The sequence below is a fragment of the Marinobacter sp. genome, assembly GCF_033722195.1.
Taxonomy (GTDB): Bacteria; Pseudomonadota; Gammaproteobacteria; order Pseudomonadales; family Oleiphilaceae; genus Marinobacter.
In genome coordinates this window covers 1-4941 of record NZ_JAWVZL010000150.1, presented here as the reverse complement: position 1 = coordinate 4941, position 4941 = coordinate 1, and the positions used below count along the sequence as shown (strand labels likewise).

The 4941-nt window shown below is 65.8% G+C and carries 3 protein-coding genes and 1 pseudogene; 2 read left to right on the top strand and 2 right to left on the bottom strand.

Features of this window, described 5'->3' with window-relative positions; translation table 11 throughout:
- On the top strand, positions 1–946 hold a 946-nt coding region (locus R3280_RS15950; protein WP_318999599.1), incomplete at its 5' end, for a GGDEF domain-containing phosphodiesterase.
- Positions 947–973: 27 nt separating this feature from the next.
- On the opposite strand, the gene R3280_RS15945 is transcribed toward R3280_RS15950, so the two are convergent.
- Positions 974–2041 carry a beta-N-acetylglucosaminidase domain-containing protein gene (locus R3280_RS15945; protein ID WP_318999598.1) on the bottom strand — a complete coding sequence of 356 codons (1068 nt, stop codon included), beginning with the start codon at positions 2039–2041 and terminating at the stop codon, positions 974–976.
- Between the two features lie 217 nt (positions 2042–2258).
- On the opposite strand from R3280_RS15945, the gene R3280_RS15940 reads away from it, so the two are divergent.
- Positions 2259–3446 carry a GGDEF domain-containing protein gene (locus R3280_RS15940; protein ID WP_318999597.1) on the top strand — a complete coding sequence of 396 codons (1188 nt, stop codon included), beginning with the start codon at positions 2259–2261 and terminating at the stop codon, positions 3444–3446.
- A 6-nt stretch (positions 3447–3452) separates the two neighbouring features.
- Here R3280_RS15940 and R3280_RS15935 read toward each other — a convergent pair.
- Positions 3453–4941, bottom strand: a pseudogene (locus tag R3280_RS15935) (hypothetical protein); the annotation flags it as partial.

Here is a 4941-nt window from a genome sequence, read left to right as displayed (position 1 = left end):
TCTGGGCGCCAGCGTGGGGATCAGCCTGTTCCCCGCCGACACCCGCTTTGCCAGCGACCTGATCAACTGGGCAGACATGGCGATGTACAAGGCCAAATCCAACGGGGGCGACCAGTTCCAGTTCTACTCGCCTTCCCTGACGCTCAACCAGCGCCAGCGCCTGGAGCTGGAAAGTCAGCTCTACAGGGCCGTGGAGCAGAACCAGCTCTGCGTTCACTACCAGCCGATCGTCAACCTGCAGACCGGAGAGCTGGTGTCGGTGGAAGCGCTGATGCGCTGGCGCCAGCCCGACGGCTCACTGCGCACACCGGACGAATTCCTCCAGGTGCTCGAGGAGACCGGACTCATAGCCCGTGCCGGTGAGGGCCTGCTGAGGGAGGCCTGCAAGACCCTGAAACGATGTCGGCAGATCCACCCGAAGTTGCGGTTGTCCCTGAACCTGTCCATGAACCAGCTATGGCAGCCCAGTATCCTGGAGTGGGTCCAGAAGATCGTCTATTCGGAGGGGGTGCCGCCGAACGCCATTACCATCGAGATCACCGAGGACGCCATGCAACGGGACAGCCATCGCATGGAGAGCCTGCTGGCGGATCTCCGGATCAGCGGCTTCGAAGTGGCCATTGACGATTTTGGCACCGGCTACTCCTCTCTCAGCCGGCTCAAGGACATGCCGGTCGCCATGCTGAAACTGGACAAGTCCTTCCTGGCGGAACTGGACGGGGGGCTGGTGGGCAGTGCCCTGGTGCGCTCGGTGCGGGACATGGCCGGCGCCATGGGGCTCGCCGTGGTGGCGGAGGGCATTGAAACCCAAGCCCAGCTCAACACCGTGCGCCAGCTCAACTACGATTTTGGCCAGGGTTTTCTGTTCGCGCCGCCCATGGCGGAGGAGGACCTGACGCAGCTGTTGCAGAGTCAGGCCACCGGCCAGCGCTTCGCCGGCATGTGAAGCCAGCAGGCCGAATGGTGGCCGGACCTACTGGGTCTGCACCATCTCGTCAGTGACCTGATAGGCGCCCGCCAGCCAGGCCAGCACCTCGCGTGCACCGTCATGGTCGTAACGGCCATAGCATTCCCGCAACCGGGCCTGGCGTTCATCACTGAGTCGGCCCAGACCGGCATCCTCCAGGGCCAGCAGGTCGTCACAGACCTGTCGGCCCAGTTCCGGCCCCAGCACTTCAATGGCCGCCTCGCGGGTGGCTGCCAGGTAGCAGTAATCGTCGCCGAGCCGGTAACTCGCCGCCAGAGTGATGGCCGGAATGCAGGTGAGCGTGGGTTGCAGGGCCGGGTTTATGGCGTGACCGGTCAACTCCCCCGCCAGGCTGGCGGGCCGGCCGGTGAAGCCCCGCAGGTGGAGATGGCGGGACATGCGGTCACCGTCGTTGACCGGATAGTTGTCCCAGAGCAGTGGCTGGCGCCCCAGCCGTTCTGCGACCTGGCGCAGGTGGGCCGGGGATACCGCACGGGAGCAGACCTCCTCGCCGGTCCAGAATATGTCGATGCCCTGATCCAGCAGCTTGCCCAGCTGTGTCAGGTAGTCCGGTGGTCGGGGTGTGAACACCCGATCAAGGACTGGGTCGTCCGTGTAGTAGGTGGGGCAGACGGCCAGGTCCGGCAGCGCCAAGTGGGCCTGGACCCAGGCCACGACTTCGGCCTGGCGCTGGGCCAGTTCCGGCGTGTCACCGGGCATGTCGTCGAACAGCAGTGCCAGGCGCTGGACGCCCAGTTCCGCCAGCAGCGCCAGCTTGTCCGCCAGGGCCCGGCGGGCCGCGCCGTCGAACTGGCGGTAGACCTCGTAGGGACTGAGGCCGATACCAAAGGCCACGCCCTGGCTTTCGCAATGGCGGGCGAAGGCTTTCATCTCCGCCGCCTGGGCGGGGGGATGAGGCTCCTGCCAGCGCCGGCGCAGGAAGGCGTCGCCCTTGGGGGCATACCAGTAGAAGCCGTAACCGTGGCGTGCCAACCGTGACACCACCTGGGCTCTGGCCTGCCAGGACCAGGCCGGGCCGTAGAAACCTTCGATTATGCCAAGGGGTGGCTGCATGGGGATGACTCCGTTCAGGGGTGCGGGCCTATGGGCCGAATCGCTACCAAATACCCATTGTACGGGACAGGGATCTCTGGTCAGTTATGCATACACGTGCGCTTACACAGTCCCTGTAAAGATACAACAGCTTTTGCCGGCGCTTTCGCTATTGTGATGTCCAGGGATATCAGCTCCACGCACAGGTCAACGAATTTGCCAGAAGGGACACCAGGCCTTGCCGCTCGACTTGCACCTTCCCACCCTGTTTCTGATCACCATTGGCATCAACCTGCTGTTGGGCGGTTTTCTGCTGGGTATCTGCCGGCTCAGGGCGGGTCAGCGCTGTTTCCGCTACTGGGGCTGGTCCTGCCTGGTCTTCGCCCTGGGCACCGCCAGCGCTGTTGCCCGTGAGCTAGTGGACTGGCCCTGGCTGACCATCGGCTTTGCCCACCTGCTGCTGATGCTGTCGCCGTTGCTGATTGTAGGCGGTATTCGCGCATTTCTGAACCAGCGGCCCTGGCACAGACGCAGCCGGCCCTTGCTGGCGTTGGTGGCAGTGGCGGCTGTGACCATTGTCGGCCTGGGGCTGGATCCGGACATCGCACGTTTTGTCACCGCCGCCGCCACCGCCATCGTCTTTGTCCACGCCTTCCGACTGCTGGGCCGCGTGCGCCTGGCCAGCGCCCTGCCCACGGCTTTGCTGCGCGGTTTCCTGGCCATCCACGCCGCGCTGATGCTGCTGCAGGTGGGACTCATGGGCTGGGCCTGGAGTGGCGCACCGGGGCTGGTGGCATCTCACCTCATGGAACTGATCCTGGTCAGCCACATTCTTCTGACCACCTGCACTGCCTTGAGCTTTCCGCTGCTGGCGTTTGTCCAGAGCGAGCAGCGCCTGCGCAGACTGGCGGACTATGATGAACTGACCGGGGTTTACAACCGCCGGGCTTTCCTGAAGCGGGCAGCGGTGCTGTTCGAGCAGGCCCGTATCGGAAAAGCGCCCTTCACCGTGCTGATGATCGACCTGGACCATTTCAAGCAGATCAACGACACCTGGGGCCATGGGGTCGGTGATCGGGTCCTGCAGGTTGTGGGCAGGCTGCTCTCCCGGGAGCTGCGGGAAGAGGATATCGTGGGTCGCATGGGCGGTGAGGAACTGGCGGTTGCCCTGCTGGGAGTGTCCGAGGACCAGGCCCAGGCGGTGACCCAGCGCCTGCGGGCCTGCATCGAGCAGGAGGGCAGTGTGGTGGACGGGGTTCCGGTGGCCCTTTCCGCCAGCATCGGCGGGGTTCATCGCAGTCCCAGGCACGATCGCCTCAGCAGCATGCTGGCGGACGCCGACAGCGCGCTCTACGCCGCCAAGGGTCAGGGCCGCAACCAGGTGTTCTTCCAGATACCGCTGCCGGCACAGCCAGCCGCCACCTGAGCCGGATCAGCCAGCCGTGGCCTTGAGCGTGCAGCTGTCGGTATCGGCGCCGGCCGCCAGCGTTACCGGCTCGTAGCCCGGGACCCGCAGTTCCAGCGCCGGTTGTTTGCGGTGCCAATCCCCCCGCCAGTGAACCTGCACGGAGCCATCTTCCCGGCTCTGCAGGGTCACGGTGACGGTCCCGAAAGCAGTCGGCGCCGGCCCGAAACTGACCGGCTCGCGCTGTTCCAGCCACCGCTCGGGAATCCCCGCGCCCAGCACCAGGTGATCGTCCTCCTCACGCAGGAAGCAGTTGCGGATCATCAGCACCCATTCCGCCGACGCCCAGACGTGGTGGCCGTCACCCATGCAGCCACCCTTGGTGGCGGGGTGGATGGCCTCCGGCCACTGGCCGGTGTCCGACGCCAGTGCCGCCACTGCGTCCATCAACGCCAGGTAGCGGCTATCGCCGGCCCTGAGCAGTACCTGGGCCACGTGCAGGGTCAGGTAGGCGTTGAGGCCGGAATGGATCATGTCCTGGTAGAAGGCACCATCGACAAAACAGCGCTCTATCAGGAACTCGGCACAGTCCAGCAGCCTGGGGTCGTCCGGCGAGGCCAGCTGTACCGGGTAGCCGATGGCCAGTGACCCGATGGCACCGGCGTCCAGGCGCCGGTAGGGAGAGGCCGGCATGCCGGGCCGCCTGAGCCGCGCCTGGCAGGTCTCCAGGCTGCGATCCACCGCCCGCTCGAAGTCTTCCGCGCCCACCGAGAATTCCCGGCTGTCCTCGTCCTTCAGGCCCGCCAGCATGGCGGCTGCCGCCTTTAGACCGGCAATGCCCCAGAAGTCATCCCAGTAGTAGTAATCGTTCGGCCCCAGGTGCTCGGCGCTGAAGCCGGCGGGCAGCAGGCCGGCGTGGGGAGCGTCCAGATCGTTGCTGAGGCGTTTGCGCAGAATCCAGCGGGCACCGCGGGCAATGGGCCCCAGCCAGTGCAGGTCCGGTGAGCGGTTGGTAAGGTCGAAATAGCGCTTGAGGACCCAGAGCACCTCGCCATTGGCGTCCCATTCGCCCTCCTGGGAGCGGAAATAGCCGCTGCGGGTCTGGCGCTCGGGAAACCGGGCCAGGGCCCGCTCGGCGCGGCCGGTCAGGCCGATGCTCAACAGGGCGTTGATGATGAAGGCAGCATCCCGGAACCAGAAGCGTTTGTAGGTAAAGGGCCCGGGATAGACGTCCTCCGGTGAATGCAGGATCAGCGAGGTCACAGCGGCATCGTAGAGAAACTGGTAACGGGGCTCCGGACACTGCAGTCGGGCATGGCCGGTCCGCTCCCGCTGCCAGGCATCCGCTTGCGGCAGCCGCGCGGGGATGTCCGCCAGCGGCACCGAGGCGGTGATCTCCCGGGTTTCGCCGGCCCTGACCGGAAACAGGGCGGCGGCGGTGACCATGCCCACATCGCAGACCCCTTCGGTCTGGTCGTCCCGGTCGCTGAGGTGGATGTGGACATCGCCATGCTGG